Raw genomic sequence first — 18,090 nt, forward strand, 5'->3', positions numbered from 1 at the left:
GTCAGTGATCCGTGCCGGAGGATCCGGCAAGATCGGCGATGATGCGGCGAACATGAGCGCGCAACTGCTCCGGCATCATTCGGGCGCACACCGCATAGGGAATCGCCGGCCCGATGGATACATGCACCAGTTTGGGATTCAATTGAAACGCCCCCTTGGAATGGTAATCGAAAAGTCCGCTGATGGCGAATGGAAGGATATCGACCCCGGCCTGGCGGGCCAGGTGGAAGGGACCTTTTTTAAACTCACCCATCTCTCCGGTCAGGGTCCGGTGGCCCTCGGGCAGGATGAGGATGGACGTTCCTTCGCGCAGTCGCTGCCGTGCAATCTCCAAACTCTGCTTGGATTTTTCCAGGTTGTTGCGATGGATGGGAATGCACCCCCATCGGGTGACCAGACTGCCCCACAAGGGGATGGAAAAGTGGTAGGCCGCTTCCACGGCCACGTAGGTCAGGGGAATGGCGGCAGGAATGACGAACAGGTCAAACAGGCTCTGGTGGTTGCCCATGATCAGAAAGGTCCGCGTCCGGTCCAGATGCGACAGACCGGCTACCATGAGCCGAATCCCCATTAATTTGGCCTGGATGGAAAAAAGAAGCCGGGCCAGGCTAAAAACCCGTTCCCGGGATAACAAGAACAGGCCGATGGAAAGAACGACGAAGGTAAGCGCAAAAAAAGCCGCACCCACGGCCCACAGCAGTGCCGAACGCAATGCGCTCAAGCGAAGTACCTCACCCGTCGAGGATCTACAGCGACCTGTGTCGGTGTCGACCCGAAGCATTCACCATCCGGCAGCAGGGTTTTGGGTGGGTCGGTTTTCACCGAGGCTGTTTTGGCCCGGTAAAAACGGACCGCCGGATGCTGCCCGTGGGTCCCCTTAAAAATTCTGGGGAAGGTAGCCATCAGTGACCGTCGGCTCATCGGCCCCACAACCACCACATCGAACCAGCCATCGTCGATCTTGGCATCCGGCGCCATGAGCATCCGGCCCCCGGTGTACCGGGAGTTGCAGAACTCCACGAAACAGTTTTCGCCTTCGATTCGCATGCCATCGATTACCAGCTCCATGCGGTGAAACCGCAATTCCAGCATTCGGCGGAAGACTCCCAGAACATAGCTGAAATCGCCGCATCGTTTCCATTGGTGGGCCGTTTGGGCCACATCGGTAACAAATCCGAATCCGGTGAGATTGACGAAATACCAGGGCTGCCCATCCTGGGTAAAACTGCACACGTCCACTGGTCGCGTCCGGCCCCTGATCAGCGCCCGAATGCCGTCTGCCGTGGTGCAGATGCCAAGGTCCCTGGCAAAGGAGTTGCCGCTGCCCACGGGGATAATGCCCAGCGGAGGCAGCGTGGCAGGATCGTGATATTGCATAAGGCCGTTGAGCAAATGAAAGTTGGTCCCATCTCCACCTAAAGACACGACGCCATCGTAATTCGCAGGGGTCAGTTTTCTGGCGATATCCATGGCGTGGGCATGGTACTGGGTAATGAAAATCCGGTACTCAATACCATGCCGGCGCAGGTGGGCCTCCACCTTCGGGATGGCTTGGGATCCTTTTCGGCCTCCGGCGCTGGGATTGGCGATCAGTGCAATAGTCATGGATGGCAGCGAAAGGTCCTTTCTGTTTTTTGACCTACGGCGCCGGCTGGTCGGGTTCAATTGGCTTTATGAAGATGGTTTTTGGTATACGGTTTTTCCATTCAGGCATTGTGGGTTAATTCTCCCTGTTCTCCGTTGAACTGAATCGTTGGAGATCCCCATGACAACCCGGGGGTTTTTTGGTAGATTAGCAAGCAAACGCATGGGCACTGGTCTTATAAAGATGAGAAACGAGAAGAACGTGCATACAACCGCAGCGCTTGCTCGCATCTGACCAGGCCAATCCACCGACGAAAGGAATTCCTCCATGCAAAAACAGCCGACGCCGACCGACGCCAAGGGTGCAACGGACCGGTCACGCCAGCGCTACACCCTCCTCCTACCGGGCATCCCGGTTTCTTCGAACCGCGGCGCGCTGGGCTGGTCAACGGTTGCCCTGATCGATACCGGAGGTCGTCGGGTTCTTTTCGATACCGGCTCCTATGGCGATCGCAGCCTGCTGATTGAACGGCTGCAGGCGCTGTCGCTCGACCCGCAAGCGCTGGACGCCGTTTTCATCTCCCATCTGCACTACGATCACTGCCAGAACATCGATCTGTTCGAAAACATTCCGATCTTCGTGAGCGAACGCGAACTGAGCTATGTCCTGGAAGGGGAATACCGGGAACGCCGGGATCCTTACGTGCCTGCGACGATGATCTTGAGTCTGAAGGACCGGTTCCAGACGATCCCCGACGGCAGCGCGCTTTTCCCCGACGTGAGCGTGGTCGCCCTGCCGGGCCACACGCCCGGCCAGGCCGGCCTCTTTCTATCTCGGGAAAAGATTCTGATAGCCGGCGACGGCGTCAAAAATGCCTGGGAATTTGCCAACCGGATGGCGCCGCCGGCTTTTTTTTCCCAAGCTGCCGCCCTCAACAACTATGACTGGGTGAGGGCCCACGCTGTCGAAATCGTTCCGGGCCACGACCGGCCGTTTCGTCTGCAGGCAGACGGAACAACCACCTATCTGACTGCGGCCGCCGACGTCACCCTGACGCTTTTTCCGGACCCCGGACTGGATCCGAAAGCGATCCGCCTGTACTGATGGCACATGGCCTGGTGCTTCAGGCTGCCCCCCTGCCGGCGGCGGTGCGCCTTGCCCCTGAAAACCACTAGGTCTGATACAAGCAATGAATGAGTTTATCCACAACCTCAGGGGAGTCCCAGTCAACGGCCGCAGGCTTGGGTGCAACCCCTCCGGACCGCTGCTCAGCCTCCGGCAGTTTCATTTCGTGGCGAATCCGTTCCAAAAGTGAGGCCTGGCGGTGGTAAAGCGCATGGGCGGCATCCATGCCGATGCGTTCAAAGCGGATGCGGTCTCCCGGAAGGGCCTGGGCGACACGCCAAATGTCGCTGGAAATCACCGTCGCAATTTTGGTGTATCCCCCGACCGTCTGTTCGCTCAGCAGGATGATCGGCTGCCCGTCCCGGGGTATCTGCACGCCCCCCGGAAGACTCGGTTCTGAAATGATGCTCTGGGGCATGCCCTCGATCTGAGAGATAACCGGCCCCTGGAGACGGCAGCCCATGCGATCTGCCTGGGGCGACACGGTAAACCATGCGTTGAAAAAAACATCCAGACCATGATCGAAGAAATCATCCTGAGGACCGGGGATCGCCCGCAGGGTGATCTCGGGCGGATAAGCCGGAACAAGCGCCGCCGGCACCCGGCGCGTCGTATGGCCGGCCTCCCCGGGACCCCGCCTCAGGCAATCGCCGGCCTGAAGGGGCCGCCCCTTGAAGCCGCCGATTGCCGCGCCGACATAGCAGGAACGGCTGCCCATGACCAGGGGCACGTCAATGCCTTGCGAGACCGCCAGATACCCGCGGCAGCCGCTTTTCGCCATGCCGACGGTCACCGTATCCCCGGGCTGAACGGGCACCGCACACCAGCCGGCGGCCGGGGCGCCGTTGATTGAAAACGGCATATCCGCGCCTGTCAAAGCGATGGTCGCCGGAGCGAGGATCCTCAAGGTAGGGCCGGAGAAAGTCAACTCAAGCAGCGCCGCCGTGTCGGGGTTTCCCACCAGCATGTTGGCGATTCGTCCGGCGAAATCATCCAGCATGCCGCTGGGCGGGACGCCAAACCGTTGCCAACCGAATCGTCCCAGATCCTGAACGGTCGTGTAGGCGCCCGGCGACAGCACGTCGAAAAGGTCAGTCATCTTGGCCTCCGACGGCACGTCGCCGGTACTCGTCCGGCGTGATCGGCTCGAACCTGAGGGTATCGCCTGCACGCAAGAGAAAGGGGTTCGGCCTTTCGGGGTCAAAGAGCCGCACGGGCGAGCGGCCGATGAGCTGCCAGCCTCCCGGGCTGGCGATCGGATAGATCCCGGTCTGGTTGTTGGCAATACCGACCGAGCCGGCCGGAACCCGGGTCCGCGGGGAGGTCAGCCGGGGGGTGTGCAGTTTCTCCGAAAGCCCTCCCAGGAAAGGGAATCCCGGAGAAAATCCCAGCATGTAAATGGGGTAGCAGGGTTCCGAATGGAGGCGGATGACATCATCGATACCGATGTGGTTATGCGCGGCCACAAACGCGATGTCCGGCCCGTATTCTCCTCCATAACAGACCGGAATGACGCTCTCTTTTGGGGGGGGTGTCTCAATCCGGGCCACCTTACCATAAAGGGACAGAATCCGGGGCTGGAGGAGAGAAGGATTGGTCGTCAGGGGATCGTAGACCACGACCATAGATCGGTAGGTGGGGATCACTTCGCGGACACCGGGGACTGCGGCCATTTCCAGCGCAAAGGTCATCGCCCGCACGGTTTGATTGATTGCAGGGGCGATGGCATCGCCAAACTCCACCAGCAGGCCCCTGTCGCCGGCCAGGCGGAATTTCGGTTGATCGAAACGTTGACGGTTCACGGCCACTGCATCCGCTACCGGCCGCCGGCGAAGGGGGCGACCCGGATATTCTCGTTTTCCAGTGTCTGGCGGATCTGCCGAACCAGGTCAACGGCTCCCGGCGTATCACCATGGACACAAAGGGTCTGGGCCCGCAAAGGGATCCGCCTCCCGTCGGATGCCACGGCGACACCGTCCCGGGCCATCAGGAGCGCCCGAGCGGCGACTTCGGCGGGATCCTTGATCACCGCACCCTGCCGGCTGCGGGGTACGAGGGTGCCATCGGGGGTGTAGGCCCGATCCGGAAAAGCCTCTCGAATGACCTTCAGGCCCATCGCTTTGCCGATGCCGGCGACGAGTTCGCCCTTTTGGCCGGCCAGCGCCATGTAGTAAAGGTCCGGGTCGACGGCGGTAATCGCCTCGGCGATCCCGCGGGCGACCGCTTCGTTGGCAACGGCGGACAGGTAAAGGCTGCCGTGAGGCTTGACATGGTTGAGTTTCAGGCCGTGGGCCGCACAAAAACCTTGCAGTGCGCCGATCTGATAGATCATGTAGGACCGAATTTCATCGCGGCTCAGGTTCATCTCCCGACGCCCGAATCCCATCAGATCGGGATATCCGGGATGCGCGCCGGGACTGACGCCGTGTTCCTTGGCCATGCGGACGGTGCGATCCATCACCATGGGATCGCCCGCGTGCCACCCGCAGGCGATGTTTGCCGAAGAAATATACGCGATCACGGACGCGTCCATCCCAATCTTGTAGGCACCGAAACTCTCACCCATGTCGCAGTTAAGATCAATGCTTGTCGTTGCCATCCCCACCCCCTAAAAGGTCTCTATCGCACCGGCCATCACCTCGCAGGTGTAACCATGGCCAAGGGTGCGGTTTAAAACCGGGTCGTGCAGCTGAAAGTCATATCCGTCGCCGGCAACCAGCCCCTCCACCGTACCGATCGTTCCCGAGAAAAGCACCAGGCCGTCCTCGAGTCCTCCCAGACGCTTATAAAGATCTTCGATCCAGTATTCGGGAGGCAGGATCGCCCCGCAGCGATCCTCCTGGTATAGAGACACCTTCCCGCTGCGGGTGACCGTGCAGCGCAGCTGGAGCTGGTCGAAATGGTCCTTGACCTCTTCATAGGGCCACAGGTCCCGGGCGATGACGTTGAGGCACATGTTCTTGGATTTGGCCACCGAAACCGACTCCAGTTTTCGGTCGGTGTGATCTGACCCGACGGTCACCAGGATCTCTCCGTGATGCCACAACAGCACCCATTCCACTTCTCCAGACGTCTGCGGTCCGTGTACCTGAATGTGACGGCTATGGGTCAACAGATGGTTGCCCAACGCCAGCAGGGTGGGAATGTTTTTCGGTGCCGCGACGCCGACTTCTGCCAGTTCATCGATGTGGTGCTGCAGAGCCTTGCGGTCGCTGCCGACCCAGCCCGCGTTGAACATCCGCTTGGCACTGAACACGATCTTTTCAGGCTCACGATTCAACCGCTTGACCGTCAACTCAAGTTCGACTCGCATGGCAGGCATCCTTCCTATCTGTATACTGTTGACCGTTATCGACGGTACGAACCCCGGTGCAACAATAATCAACGCGGTGTATAAAGACAACCGTTACCCCGCCATCTGCATCGGTAGTATCATGACAATTATCGGGAACAGGGTTATCAGGATCACGGCCAAAAAAATCAGCATGAAAAAAGGGACCGCGGCCATGGCGACGCTTTCCAGCCGCTCTCCGGTTAACCCCTGAATGACGAACAAATTGAACCCCACCGGGGGGGTAATCTGTCCGACCTCGATGACGAGCGTCAGAAAGATTCCGAACCATACCGGGTTGAACCCCGCCTGAACCACCAGGGGAAGGGTGATCGGCAGGGTCATGACGATCATTGAGATGCCGTCGAGAAAAAAGCCCAGAAACATGTAGAACAGGGTCAAAATGGCGATCAACATGTAGGGGCTCAAGCCCAGGGACCCGATGAAAGCCGCGACTTGAGCCGGCAGCTTGAGGTAGCCCATGGCCACGGCCAGAAAACTTGCCCCGGCGATAATGAAGCAGATCATGGCCGAGGTTTTGATCGTTCCCTTCATGGCCTCGACCAGGTTCGACCACTTCAGGTCTCCCAGCAATGCAGCCGCGACCAGTGACCCGACGGCACCGACGGCCGCCGCTTCGGATGGGGTGGCCAGGCCGGAATAAATCGAGCCCAGGATGAAGAGGATCAATGTCGACACCGGCAGCAGTTTGACCACCGCCCGAAACTTGGCCTTGAGATCGAATTTTTCCCTTTTGACCGGGGCCAGGTTCGGGTTCAGCAAGACCCGGACGATGACGTAGCTCATGCAAAGCCCTGCGACCAGCAACCCCGGAATCACGCCGGCCATAAACAACTGACCGATGGACTCTTCGGCCAGCACCCCGTAAATGATCAGCACGATGCTGGGGGGGATGAGCAGCCCCAGGGTGCCGGCCCCGGCCAGGGAGCCGTGGCTGAGCTGTTTGTCGTAGCCATCTGCTTTCAACTGATGCAGGGTGATTTTACCGATGGTGGCCGCCGTGGCCGGGGACGAACCCGAAACGGCCGCAAATATAGCCGAACCGAGGATGTTGATGTGCAGCAAGCGGCCGGGAATAATTTGAACAAACGGTCGCAATCCCTCGAAAAGAAGATCGGACATCCTCGTGCGCAGAATCATCTCCCCGAGGAAAATGAACATCGGCAAGGCTGCCAGGGACCAGCTGTTCAAACTGTTCCACATGGCCTGCGCCCAGATCTTGGCCACCGGCATGCTGGTCAGGAGCTGCATCGATATACCGGCGGTGGCCATCAGCGACATGGCGATCCAGACGCCGGACCCCAGCAGCCCGAAGAGCAATACAATTACTGTAACCAGCGTAACGTTCATCAACCCTTCCCGGCGTCGTGGGTGAGTTTGAATTGTTGGAGCCCTCCGACGATCAGGGCGGTGAGACGGCCGATGATTTGAAGGGTCAGCAGGACCATCCCGACAAGAACGATGGCCTGAGGGATATAAAGGGGTGTCTCGGCCGGCGTGTAGGCCGTAAGATTGCGGCCTTTGGATGTCAGGACCAGTTCAAAAATAAAAACGCACGACAGTCCGGACAAGACCATCGCAAAAACCATGCAGCCGGCCTCCAACACGAAGGCGCTCATGGCCCCCAGCCGTTCTCGCAGGAAAGTGATGCGGATATGGGCATCCTCCCTGAAGGAAAAGCCCATTCCGAGATAAATCATGGCCGCCAGGGCGTATCCCGAATACTCGCCGGAAACCTCGGTTGAGGATCCCAGAAAGTTTCTCATAATCACCTCGGCCAGGATCAACAGGACCATTCCGGAAAAAATAAGGGCCGACAGGATGGCACCGACATCGGAAAGCCGGTTGATCGGGTTCACCAGAACCGCAAAAAGCGGATGTTTGCTCTCCTCGGGTGACGCGTTCATGACAGCATCCATGGATTGGCGCTTGCAAGTCCCCCGCGTTAAGGCCAGCGTCGCGCAGTTGCGGCCGTTTGCGGGGAGCTGAAAACGCACAGATGATTAGGGGGCCGCAGCTTACGGCCCCCGTAGAAAAATCGATCTTGCTATTGGAGCGTTTTGCGTTCTTGGTCAAACTTCGTCAGAACCGCCTCACCGACCTTGCCCGTCTTTTTCAGCCAGTCGTTAATGACATCTTGACCGCTGGCGCGCAGTTTGGCGGCAAGTTCATCGGAGACCTCGGTGGTGATGGTCATACCGTTGTCGGCGCAGGTTTTTTCATCATTAACCATGGCTTCCTCGGCGATTTGCCACTGGCGGACTTCCATATCCTTGCCGATCTTCACGAAGACCGCCTGCTGTTTGGGAGTCAGGTCATTGAAACTGTCCAGGTTGAAATTGATCATGTTCAGCGGAATGGCGAAGTTGACGCGGGTGGTGTCGGAAAGCACTTCCCAGAACTTGCCGGCGACCGCGCTCTGGGACGAAGTCAGAACCGAGTCGATGGTCTTGGTCGCCAAGGCGGGATAAACATCCCCCCAGGACATGACGACGGCGTTGGCCCCGGCCTTTTTAAGAACCTCGGTGCCGTTTTTGTCATAGGTCCGGATACGCAGTCCCTGCAGATCCGCGTATGTTTTGATGGGCCGGTTGGCATGAATCGAGCTGGGCGGCCAGGGGGCCGTATACAGAATCATCTGGTTGAACTTTTTGGCCTCCGCATCGTATTGTGGCCGAACAATATCCAAAAGGAGTTTGGCCTCCTTGAAATTCTTGATCAGAAAGGGCGAGGTGCTGAGACCGAAAATCGGTGACGTGCCCACGGCGGCTCCCATCAGCACGCTCTGAATCGGCACAATGCCGTCGGCCACGGCCGTGAAGCGGTCTTCGTCCTTGAGCCCCAAGGCCCCGCCTTCGTGCACCGTGAGGACGACTTCTCCAGCCAGCGCCTCGTTGATCCGCTTGGCAAATTCGCGGCAGGTTTCAGCGTGCATATTGGCGCCGCTGTAGGTGGTGGCGATGTTCAGTTCCACAACAGCCGCCGCGGGATTTCCGATCAACACCACACACAGGATCAGGCCGAATGCTACCCACAGTTTTTTCGACATGAGAAAACTCCTTTCAAAATTGGTTAAGTTGGGCAAAATCTACCCCAGATCGACCCGGTCATGCAACGCACTGAATTCTTTACGCACCGACGCCACTTGATCCATGTCGATTTCCACCGTAATCATACATTCCTTCTCCCCCCCCTGGGCCAGGATGTTTCCCAACGGGTCGACGACCATGCTGTGACCCGCGTAAAGTGATCCGGCATCCGAGCCGGCGCAGTTGCTCGATATCAGAAAAGCCTGGTTCTCCATGGCGCGTACACGATTAAAAAGAACCCAGGGGTCCAGGCGAACCGCCGGCCAGGCAGAGACCACCAGGAAAAAAACCGCCCCGCGATCGACCATTTTACGAAACTGTTCCGGGAACCGCAGATCGTAGCAGGTGGCCAATCCGGCCTTCCCCCACGGCGTGTCGGCCACGACCACCTCCGTGCCACCGGTGAGCAGATCGCGCTCGCTGGATTGGTAGCCGAACAGGTGGATTTTGCGGTAAACGGCGGCCACGTTCCCTTGGGGGTCGATCAGCAGGCTGGAATTGAACAGCCCTTTTGTATTCCGCTCAACAAAACTGCCCATCAGAATGTGGCGCCGTATCGCCGCGGCCTTGTCCCTGAACGCCAGGACGACCGGCCCGTCGATGGGTTCAGCATCGACCGGGTAACGGTCGAAACGGAAAAACCCGGAGGGCCACATTTCGGGCAGCAGGATCAGATCACTCGACGACGCCTGATCCACCAGTGCCAGGGCATGCGCCGTGGCTTCCGCTTTTGAAATCTCCCGCCTTTCCAACTGGATACTGGTGATTTTCATGCTTTACATCCTTTTGGGGCGTCGACTGCAAGGGTCACCGGACAACCACGTGTCTTTTTATCACAAGGTTTATCATCAAGCAAAATATAGTTCGCACACGCTGCGGTCACTCGATCGTCATTCTTAAAATTAAGATCCAATTTGGCCTTCAACCGAGATCCGCCGGCGCCCTGCCATCGGTTTCAAGCGCCTTGACAATACCCGCTTCCTTATTTATTTTCCCGTTGATTTAATTCTCGACAAGCCTCTGCCGGGATACCACTCGCACGAATACAGATCCGACCCTTGGGCAAAAGGAGAACGCCGTGCCACTGGAAGAACTGAAAGCACAGATCGAAGAAAAGCATCTCGTGGTCAACCGGATCCGGGAAGAAATCGGCAAAGTGCTGGTGGGCCAGCGGGAGCTGGTCGACGGACTGCTCATCGGTCTGTTTACACGTGGGCACATTCTTATCGAGGGGGTGCCCGGTCTGGCCAAAACCAGCGCGGTCAAAGCCCTGGCCGATACGGTCCACGCCGATTTCAAACGCATCCAATTCACCCCCGACCTGTTGCCGGCCGACCTGGTGGGAACGGAAATTTACCGCCCCAAGACCGGTGACTTCAGCATAAAAAAAGGCCCGCTGTTCAACAACATCATCCTGGCCGACGAAATCAACCGGGCCCCTTCCAAGGTCCAGTCAGCGCTGCTGGAGGCCATGCAGGAACGCCAGGTTACCATCGGCGAAACCACCTTTCCGCTGGCGGACCCCTTCCTGGTCATGGCCACCCAGAACCCCATCGAACAGGAAGGCACGTACCCGCTGCCCGAGGCCCAGGTTGACCGGTTCATGCTCAAGATTCTCATCGACTATCCGGACAAGGTCGAAGAGAAGGAGATCATGAAACGGGTCGGCTTCGAGACCCAACAGCCGGTGCGGCCGGTGCTGGATCCTGTTGAAATCCTGGCCGTCAGCCAGTTGATCAACCGCGTCTACATGGACGAAAAGCTTAAAGACTACATCGTGGACCTGGTGTTTGCCACCCGCAACCCGGCAGCGTACAATATCGAAGTCGCCAACTACATCCAGTTCGGGGCATCGCCCAGGGCCACCATCTTCCTGAGCCTGGCCGCCCGGGCCTATGCATTTCTTCAAGGCCGCGCCTATGTGACGCCTCAGGACGTGAAGACCATCGCCCCGGCCGTGCTGCGTCATCGGATTCTGTTGACCTACGAAGCCGAAGCCGAAGATATCGATACCGATCAAATCATCGGCCGTATCTTCGATTCGGTGGAAGTGCCGTGATATGCTCTCTCCCGAAATCATTAAGAAAATCAAAAAAGTCCACATCAAGACCGGCCGCGTGGTCAACACGCTGATGGCCGGGCAATACCGATCGGTCTTCCGGGGGGCGGGCATCGAGTTCGAGGAGGTCCGCGAGTACTCCCCCGGCGATGAGGTGAAAAGCATCGACTGGAAGGTGTCGGCCCGCATGGGAAAGCCCTTCATCAAACGCTACCGTGAGGAACGGGAGCAGGTGGTCATGCTTCTTGTGGACATGAGCGGGTCCGGCCGCTTCGGCACCACGCAAAGCATCAAGCGGGAGACTGCCGCGGAAATCGCCGCCATCCTGGCATTCAACGCCGTTCGCAACAATGATAAGGCCGGGGCCATTCTTTTCACCGATCAGGTGGAGCGCTACATCCCCCCGAAAAAGGGGTCGGCCCATGTGTGGCGCCTCATCCGCGAAATTTTCACCTTCGCGCCAGAGCACACCGGGACCGATATCGTCGAAGCGGTTGATTTCCTGGCTCGGGTATGCCGAAAGCGCACCGTGGCCTTTCTCGTTTCCGATTTTCTCACCGAAAACTTCGGCCGCGAGGCCACCCTGCGCATCCGTTCGGCGGCCCGCAAGCACGAACTGGTCAGCGTGCTGGTGACCGATCCCGGTGAATTCCGTCTGCCCGAAGGCGGCATCGTCGCCCTCAAGGACCTGGAGACCGGCGCCGTGCGTTACCTGGACGCCTCCGACCGGACTACCCGCGAACGGTTTTGGGCCAGCCGTCAGGCAGTCCACGATCGTATCCTGCAGACCCACAAATCAATGGACATGGACTGTATCGAGATGCCCACCGACGGTGATGCCGCCGATGCCCTGGTGCGCTATTTCCGCTACCGGGAGCGACGCAGACGATGAGACGGGCGGCAAAATTAGGTAGTGGGCTGATCCTGTGGCTGGCACTTTGGCTGGTCCTGCCGGTCCTGGGCGCGGAAGAGACGATCCCCGTCGCCCAACCACCCGCCGCCGGGCAGGCCGCCCCCGACGCCGCGGCCCCCATGACCGACATCCACGACATCCGGCCGCCGGTGCCGGTGGGGTTCGATGCGCCTTGGCTGATACCCATACTGTCGGCCCTGGCTGTCGTGGCGATCCTGGCGGCGGCCTGGTGGTGGCGGCGTAAAACCCGACAAAACAGCACCATTTTAACCATTGTTCCCGAACTGCCGCCGGAGATGATCGCCATGCAGGCCCTGGACCGGATCAGCGACGTGCGCGGACTGCACGGCAAAACCTTCTATTTTTTCCTGTCGGCCATCCTGCGCCGGTATGTCTTTGGCCGCTATGCCGTCGGGGCGCCCGAGATGACCACCGAGGAGTTCGTGCCCTGCATCGACCGGCTGCCCATCGACCGGGAACTGGCCCGTCAGTTGAAGCAGCTTTGCCGGGCCATGGATCCGATCAAGTTCGGCAGTGTGGCGGCAGCGGAAAAGCAGATGGAAACCGACCTCCTTTTTGCCCGCGCGTTCGTGCGTCGGACCACGCCGGAGCATGCTATGGAAAACCGCACCGGCGATAATCAAGCCTCCACGACGCCGGTCCGGGGGGAGGGGTAACCCATGCTGCGATTTGCCTCACCCTGGTTTTTCCTGCTTCTGCTCCTGTTGCCGTTGCTGGCCGGGTATCGCCACCGCCGGCACCATGCCCCGACCATGGCCAGCAGCGCCCTGTTTCCGGTGGCTGGCATTCCGGCATCTCCGGCGCTGCGCTTGCGGCCGCTGGTACCAGCCATCAAATACACCGTTCTGTGCCTGATGGTGATAGCCCTGGCCCGCCCCCAATGGGGCACCGAACGCACGGAAATACTCACCGATGGAATCAACATCGTTTTGGCGCTTGATCTGTCCGAAAGCATGGCCGCCCTCGATTTCAAGGATAAAGGACGCGTCATCAACCGCCTGGAGGCGGTCAAAGGGGTGGTCCAGGCGTTCGTCTCCAAACGCAGCGGCGACCGCATCGGCATGGTGGTCTTCGGCACGCACGCTTACACGCAACTGCCCCTGACCCGGGACTACAACGCGTTGGTCAGCATCCTGGACCGCCTGGAGATCGGTGCAGCCGGAGAGCGCACGGCCATCGGCGATGCCATCGGCATCTCCCTTAAACGGCTGGCCGACATCGAAAGCAAATCCAATATCATCATCCTGCTTACCGACGGCCAGAGTAACGCCGGAGAACTGTCCCCGGAAAACACCGGAGAGATTGCCGTGTTAAGGGGGGTGAAGATCTATACCATCGGTGTGGGCACCCAGGGAAAGGCACCTTTTCTGATCAAGGATCCCCTCTTCGGTGAACGTTATGTGTACCAGCAGGTCAGCATCGATGAAGAGACGTTGAAGTCCATCGCCGACAAAACCGGAGGACTCTATTTCCGTGCCGAGGATCTTGAGGGGCTGCAACAGATCTATGCCACCATCGACCGACTGGAAAAGACCGAGGTCAAGGTGGATATCTTTGCCGACTACAGCGAGATCTACCCCTGGTTGCTGATCCCGGCCATCGTTCTGTTGTCCCTTTACGTAATCCTGCGCCATACGAGATACCTGGTCGTCCCATGAGCTTTTTTCGTATCGAAATGCTGTTTTTCATCTGGGCCGTACCGCTGCTTGTGCTGACCGTCGTCTACGGCATGCGCCGGCGGCGCGACATTTTGCGCCGTTTTGCCTCCAATCATGGATTGGCCGTGATCGTTCCGGAAAGGGCTGATCGCCGGCGCTGGATCAAAGGGACATTGGTGGCGGCAACGGTGCTTTTTACCGCCGTAGCCCTGGCCGGCCCCAAATACGGTTTCCGTTGGCAGGAGATCCGCCAGCGCGGGGTGGACATCGTCATCGCCCTGGACTGTTCCCGATCCATGACCGCGGCCGACATCTCTCCTTCCCGGCTGGAGCGGGCCAAGCGGGAGGTGTTCGACCTGTTGACCATGCTCCGGGGCGATCGCGTGGGGCTGGTCGCCTTTGCCGGCACCGCCTTCCTGCAGTGCCCGCTGACTCTGGATTACGATGCCTTCAATCTCTTTTTAAATGCCCTCTCCCCGGACTACCTGCCGGTGGGCGGCACCGATATTTCCGGAGCCCTGACGGTGGCTACAGACGGTTTCGACCCCAAAGGTGCCGCCGACAAGGCCATCATTCTGATCACCGACGGAGAGAACACCGGTGACGGCGACCCACTGAAAGCCGCGGAGGCCTTGAAAGAAAATGGGATCAAGCTCTTTTGCATCGGCGTAGGCGGCAGCGAAGGCGTGCCCATACCCGAGGCGGCCGGAGGGTTCAAAAAGGACCGTTTCGGACAGATCGTCCTCTCACGACTGGACGAGAACACCCTCAAAAAAATGGCCGTCGTCACGGGCGGCGCCTACGTGCGCTCCGTGGCCGGGGACATGGACCTGGATGCCATTTACACCGACGAGATCCGCCGCACAATGGAGGCGGAGACGCTCACTTCCGGCCGCAAGCAGGTGTGGGAAGACCGTTTCCAGTGGCCCCTGGCCCTGGCCCTGGCATGCCTGGTAGCCGAGCTGATGCTGCCCGTGGCCCGCAAGCATGTGATGTCGGCATTGCTGCTGGCCCTGACAATAATGCCGGCAGCGCCGGCCCGGGCCAATGATACCAGCGAAGGCATCAACGCCTACGCGGCGGGTAATTTTGAAAAAGCCCTCAAGCACTTCACCGATGCCCAGTTGGATGCCCCGGATAAACCCGAATCACTTTACAACGTGGCCGACGCCTATTATAAAACCGGAAACTTCGATGCGGCGGTCGAATACTATGAAAAAGTGCTCGAGACAGCCGACAAGGGGTTGAAACACAAAACCTTGTACAATCTGGGCAACGCCGAATATAGGCGCAGCAACGTCAAAGCGGCTCTCGACCACTATGAGGCAGCGCTGGCCATGGATCCGAACGACCGGTTGACCAGAGAGAATATGGAATTCGTCAAAAAAGTCCTGGAACAGCAGCAAGAAAAACAATCCGGTGACGATCAGAATAAGCCCGACAAGAACATAGAAAATCAGGATCAACAAAATGCATCCCAGCCCGGTAGCGGGCGGGATGAAGAGGATTTGAAGGATCAGCAGCAACGCGATCCATCCGAGGAGGGTGGCAAGGCCGAGCAAAAACATGAATTCGGGGATCAAATGAACCCTCAGCAGCAGCAGGCCGCTCAATCCGGTGAGCCCAAAAATGATCAACCGGCTGCCGCTCAACCGCAGCAAGCCCAGCCAGGCGAGCAGACCGAGGATACCGGACAGGCCGAACGGATGCTCAACCGCCTGCAGGATCAGCCGGGCAGAGCGTTGATGCCCGGCACCGATTCCCAGCGGGTGGAGAAAGACTGGTAATGGGCAGAACACTGGTTATAACCCTTTTGGTGCTTCTGACGGCTGTCGTGACTGCCGATGCAGCCACCGTGAGCGCCATGGTGGACCGTGACCAGGCCACAGTGGGTGAATCCATAAACCTTCAGGTCACCATCGAAGGGGGTGACGGGGAGGTCGATCTGTCCAAACTGACCGATTTCAAGACCATCTCCCGCGGCTCCACCAGCAGCTTCCAGATGATCAACGGCCGCACTTCCCGCCAGCTGATTTACAATTATGTGCTGATTCCGTTAAAGGCCGGCAGCCTGACCATCTCGGCCATTCCCGTGATCATTGACGGTAAGGCGCACCATACAACGCCCATCCGCATCACAGTCTCCCAGGACCCCCCTGCCGACAGCGGTCAGAGGGATGTGTACGTGACGGCGACCGTCTCGACCGCCTCCCCCTGGATCGGTCAGCAGGTCATCTATACCTTCCGATTGTTCAATGCCGTCCAGGTGGCCGACGCCAAGTTTCAGGCCCCGGAATTTACCGGATTCCACGCCGAGGAAGTCAAAGACCGCAAGTCTTACCGGACGGTGATCAACGGTCGGGAGTTCATCGTTACCGAGGTGATTTTCATCCTGGTGCCCGTAAAGACCGGGCCGCAGACCATTGAACCGGCGGTGCTCCAGGTGGGACTGGTCCAGCGCAGCCGCCGGCCGCGCCCCTTCGCCGGCATGGATGCCTTTTTCGGACGCACGGAAATGACCACCCGCATGCTGCAGTCCGATCCCGTCACAGTGACCGTTCGCGACCTTCCCACCAGGCCGCCGGGAACCGTCTTCTCCGGCCTGGTGGGGCGCTTCGACCTCAGCGCCGTGCTGGACAAAACCGACCTCCAGGTGGGCGACTCCACCACCTTGGCCGTCACCGTCAGCGGCCGCGGCAACATCATGGACGCCGCAGCGCCGGCCATTGCCACACCGGTGGATTTCAAAACCTACGCAGACAATCCAGAGGAAACGATTCAGAATGACGCCGACGGCACCACGGGCAGCAAAACCTTCCGCACGGCCCTGGTGCCGGTAAAGGCAGGCCATTTTCGCATCGACCCTGTCCGGCTGACCTACTTCGACGTGGACCAGGGTGACTACCGGACCCTGATTTCGTCAGCGTTGGCTATTCGTGTGTCCCCCTCCGAGGCGGCAACTGCCGACATCGATGTCTTCCGAGCCGCACCGGACCAGATGCCCAGGCTGAAAAATCGGGTGGAATTCACCGGCCGGGACATCCTGCCTCTCAAGGAAGGCCTGGAGGCGCTGAAAACCCGCCACCAGATGTCCCCCCTGCTGTTCGGGGTGCTGATGGTGCTGCCGGTATTGGGCTTTGCCGTCACCTGCGCGGCGATACGCCTGACCCGGAGAGATGACTCGCCGGGTCGGATCATGGCTGAGCGGGCTAGGCAGGCCCTGAAAACCGCGTCAGCCGGCGACACTAGCGATGCCGACTTTCTCTCGGCCCTCTATCGCGCACTGGTGTCCGCCATCCTGGGCCGGCGGGGCGTGACGGGTGCCGCCCTCACCTGGACCGAGGCCCGAACGCGGCTGATCGAAATCGGCTGGGAAATGGAAGATGCCGATGCTGCCGCAAGGCTGCTTGAGGAGATCGAATCCTTCAACTACTCGGGCAGCACCTTGGACATCGCCAAAAGGGCCGATCTGCTGGACCAGACCCGGCAGACGGTACGGAGGCTTGCGCAATGAAACGCTGGAACAGGACCGCCGCAGGGCTGCTGCTTTTTCTTTCGATCGCCACCGGCAGCATGGCATCCGAAAATGCACGTACCTTCATGGACGGCACCGCGGCCTACCGCCAGGGGGACTGGCCGGCGGCCATCAGCGCCTTTGAACAGCTCACCCAAGGCGGGATCGACAACGCCCGGCTGTACTACAACCTGGGCAACGCCTACCTGAAAAACGGCGACCTGGGCCGCGCTATTTTGTGGTATGAGCGCGCCAGGAAACACCTCCCCGACGACCCGGACCTGCGCTTCAACCATGACTACGCCCTGACGCTGACCAAGGACGAGCGCGGCGAGCAGTCGTCGCCCCTGTGGCGCATTCTGTTTTTCTGGAAATACCAGCTCAGTCCTGAAAACGTGCGCTGGATCGCCCTGATGCTCAACACCGTCCTGTGGAGCGCCCTTACTGTGCTGACCATCCGTAAAAAACGACTCCTGCGCCCAAGCACCATCCTAGCCACTGCCGCCACGCTGATCTTCAGTGCGACGGCCCTCTTCAACTACATCGATGCCGCCCGTGTCCGCCATGCGATCATTCTGCCTGAAAACGCTGCCGTTCGCTCCGGTTTTGCCGACAGCGCCACCCAGCTCTTCGTCCTGCACGCCGGCACCAAAGTTCGCGTGGAACGGGAATCCGGTGACTATCTTCTCATCCGCTACACCGCAGACAAGATCGGCTGGGTGAAGAAGCGTGATGCCGGCATGATCTGATGGGAGGTATTTCCCCATAGGAGCG

18 protein-coding genes are annotated in these 18,090 nt (G+C 59.4%); 8 read left to right on the top strand and 10 right to left on the bottom strand.

The genetic code is table 11. The features are described 5' to 3' along the window. Position 1: 1 nt before the first annotated feature. Positions 2-721, bottom strand: a complete 720-nt coding sequence (locus tag R6V78_RS15435; RefSeq protein ID WP_410290269.1) for a lysophospholipid acyltransferase family protein — start codon at positions 719-721, stop codon at positions 2-4. Beyond that, positions 718-1,605, bottom strand: coding sequence for a diacylglycerol/lipid kinase family protein (locus R6V78_RS15440; protein WP_410290270.1), 888 nt, complete (start codon positions 1,603-1,605; stop codon positions 718-720). Before R6V78_RS15440 ends, R6V78_RS15435 begins: the two co-directional genes overlap by 4 nt. 307 nt (positions 1,606-1,912) lie before the next feature. On the opposite strand from R6V78_RS15440, the gene R6V78_RS15445 reads away from it, so the two are divergent. Then, entirely contained in the window at positions 1,913-2,689 is a 777-nt protein-coding gene (locus R6V78_RS15445) for an MBL fold metallo-hydrolase (RefSeq protein ID WP_410290271.1), read from the top strand. 67 nt (positions 2,690-2,756) lie between these two features. Here R6V78_RS15445 and R6V78_RS15450 read toward each other — a convergent pair whose 3' ends face one another. The 8 genes from R6V78_RS15450 to R6V78_RS15485 form a co-directional block, all read right to left on the bottom strand. Continuing rightward, on the bottom strand, positions 2,757-3,809 hold the full coding sequence (locus R6V78_RS15450) for a biotin-dependent carboxyltransferase family protein (RefSeq protein ID WP_410290272.1): 1,053 nt from the start codon (positions 3,807-3,809) through the stop codon (positions 2,757-2,759). Further along, positions 3,802-4,512 (bottom strand): 5-oxoprolinase subunit PxpB, encoded by a 711-nt coding sequence (pxpB, locus tag R6V78_RS15455; protein WP_410290273.1) that lies wholly within the window; start codon positions 4,510-4,512, stop codon positions 3,802-3,804. Before pxpB ends, R6V78_RS15450 begins: the two co-directional genes overlap by 8 nt. A 14-nt stretch (positions 4,513-4,526) precedes the next feature. Then, positions 4,527-5,309: a LamB/YcsF family protein gene (locus R6V78_RS15460; RefSeq protein WP_410290274.1), complete on the bottom strand. Its 783-nt coding sequence runs from the start codon at positions 5,307-5,309 to the stop codon at positions 4,527-4,529. A gap of 9 nt (positions 5,310-5,318) precedes the next feature. After that, entirely contained in the window at positions 5,319-6,023 is a 705-nt protein-coding gene (locus R6V78_RS15465; protein WP_410290275.1) for a DUF2848 domain-containing protein, read from the bottom strand. Between the two features lie 93 nt (positions 6,024-6,116). Continuing rightward, complete coding sequence (locus R6V78_RS15470; RefSeq protein ID WP_410290276.1) at positions 6,117-7,412, bottom strand: TRAP transporter large permease; 1,296 nt, start codon at positions 7,410-7,412, stop codon at positions 6,117-6,119. Further along, a complete protein-coding gene (locus tag R6V78_RS15475) occupies positions 7,412-7,969 on the bottom strand; it encodes a TRAP transporter small permease subunit (protein ID WP_410290277.1) in 558 nt (185 codons plus the stop codon). Before R6V78_RS15475 ends, R6V78_RS15470 begins: the two co-directional genes overlap by 1 nt. Before the next feature lie 140 nt (positions 7,970-8,109). Beyond that, on the bottom strand, positions 8,110-9,111 hold the full coding sequence (locus tag R6V78_RS15480) for a TRAP transporter substrate-binding protein (protein ID WP_410290278.1): 1,002 nt from the start codon (positions 9,109-9,111) through the stop codon (positions 8,110-8,112). 39 nt (positions 9,112-9,150) lie between these two features. Continuing rightward, complete coding sequence (locus tag R6V78_RS15485; RefSeq protein WP_410290279.1) at positions 9,151-9,924, bottom strand: nitrilase-related carbon-nitrogen hydrolase; 774 nt, start codon at positions 9,922-9,924, stop codon at positions 9,151-9,153. Positions 9,925-10,256: 332 nt separating this feature from the next. Here R6V78_RS15485 and R6V78_RS15490 point away from each other — a divergent pair, with 332 nt between their 5' ends. The 7 genes from R6V78_RS15490 to R6V78_RS15520 are packed head-to-tail and all read left to right on the top strand — an operon-like array spanning position 10,257 to position 18,065. After that, positions 10,257-11,210: an AAA family ATPase gene (locus R6V78_RS15490; protein WP_410290367.1), complete on the top strand. Its 954-nt coding sequence runs from the start codon at positions 10,257-10,259 to the stop codon at positions 11,208-11,210. 1 nt (position 11,211) lies between these two features. Continuing rightward, entirely contained in the window at positions 11,212-12,102 is an 891-nt protein-coding gene (locus R6V78_RS15495) for a DUF58 domain-containing protein (RefSeq protein ID WP_410290280.1), read from the top strand. Next, on the top strand, positions 12,099-12,800 hold the full coding sequence (locus tag R6V78_RS15500; protein ID WP_410290281.1) for a DUF4381 family protein: 702 nt from the start codon (positions 12,099-12,101) through the stop codon (positions 12,798-12,800). The genes R6V78_RS15495 and R6V78_RS15500 overlap by 4 nt, the downstream gene beginning before the upstream one ends. A 3-nt stretch (positions 12,801-12,803) precedes the next feature. Further along, positions 12,804-13,802 (top strand): VWA domain-containing protein, encoded by a 999-nt coding sequence (locus R6V78_RS15505; RefSeq protein ID WP_410290282.1) that lies wholly within the window; start codon positions 12,804-12,806, stop codon positions 13,800-13,802. Then, positions 13,799-15,589 carry a vWA domain-containing protein gene (locus R6V78_RS15510; protein ID WP_410290283.1) on the top strand — a complete coding sequence of 597 codons (1,791 nt, stop codon included), beginning with the start codon at positions 13,799-13,801 and terminating at the stop codon, positions 15,587-15,589. The genes R6V78_RS15505 and R6V78_RS15510 overlap by 4 nt, the downstream gene beginning before the upstream one ends. Then, positions 15,589-17,316 carry a BatD family protein gene (locus R6V78_RS15515; protein WP_410290284.1) on the top strand — a complete coding sequence of 576 codons (1,728 nt, stop codon included), beginning with the start codon at positions 15,589-15,591 and terminating at the stop codon, positions 17,314-17,316. The genes R6V78_RS15510 and R6V78_RS15515 overlap by 1 nt, the downstream gene beginning before the upstream one ends. Continuing rightward, positions 17,313-18,065 carry a tetratricopeptide repeat protein gene (locus R6V78_RS15520; protein WP_410290285.1) on the top strand — a complete coding sequence of 251 codons (753 nt, stop codon included), beginning with the start codon at positions 17,313-17,315 and terminating at the stop codon, positions 18,063-18,065. Before R6V78_RS15515 ends, R6V78_RS15520 begins: the two co-directional genes overlap by 4 nt. The last annotated feature ends 25 nt before the right edge of the window (positions 18,066-18,090 follow it).

Origin of the sequence: Desulfosarcina sp. (assembly GCF_046496365.1) — a bacterium.
In the GTDB taxonomy this organism is placed as follows: domain Bacteria; phylum Desulfobacterota; class Desulfobacteria; order Desulfobacterales; family Desulfosarcinaceae; genus Desulfosarcina.